This is a genomic window from Myxococcus sp. CA040A (genome assembly GCF_013336725.1).
Classification (GTDB): domain Bacteria; phylum Myxococcota; class Myxococcia; order Myxococcales; family Myxococcaceae; genus Myxococcus; species Myxococcus llanfairpwllgwyngyllgogerychwyrndrobwllllantysiliogogogochensis.
In genome coordinates, this window is sequence record NZ_JABUMR010000065.1 from 1 (window position 1) to 384 (window position 384).

Annotated in this window: 1 protein-coding gene; it reads right to left on the reverse strand. The window is 50.5% G+C overall.

The window, feature by feature from the left end:
• Window positions 1-67 precede the first annotated feature (67 nt).
• Window positions 68-384 (reverse strand): hypothetical protein (locus tag HUA75_RS46365; RefSeq protein ID WP_217446595.1); only part of this gene is annotated, 317 nt, incomplete at its 5' end.

The window sequence follows — 384 nt, forward strand, 5'->3', positions numbered from 1 at the left end:
TAGGATGGGAAATTGGGTCGCATTCTGGCCAAAAGCCGGTTCCTTTTCGATCCACAAAGATGCCTTTTTATTTCTTTCTTATTGTGAATGATTGTTCTAGTACAACAATAACCCAATTAAGGTACGCATGTTTGGCACTCGCTCGGGGATTGCTTATGCTTTGGCTGCCTTTCGTCTCTTCTGAATGAATGGATGCCTGCTTTCTGTTTGCAGGCAGCCCCTCCTCCCCTGCCCTCAGCTTCTCACTTGATTGCCATGCTCGCAGGAAGTGAGGAGAGCGAGCCACCACTGCCATGGCAAAAGAAGGCGGATGGCTGCTGGAATTGGAAGCCACCATTGCCAGCGCTGCTGCAAAGGCGTTGCCAACCACCACCAAGGCATGTT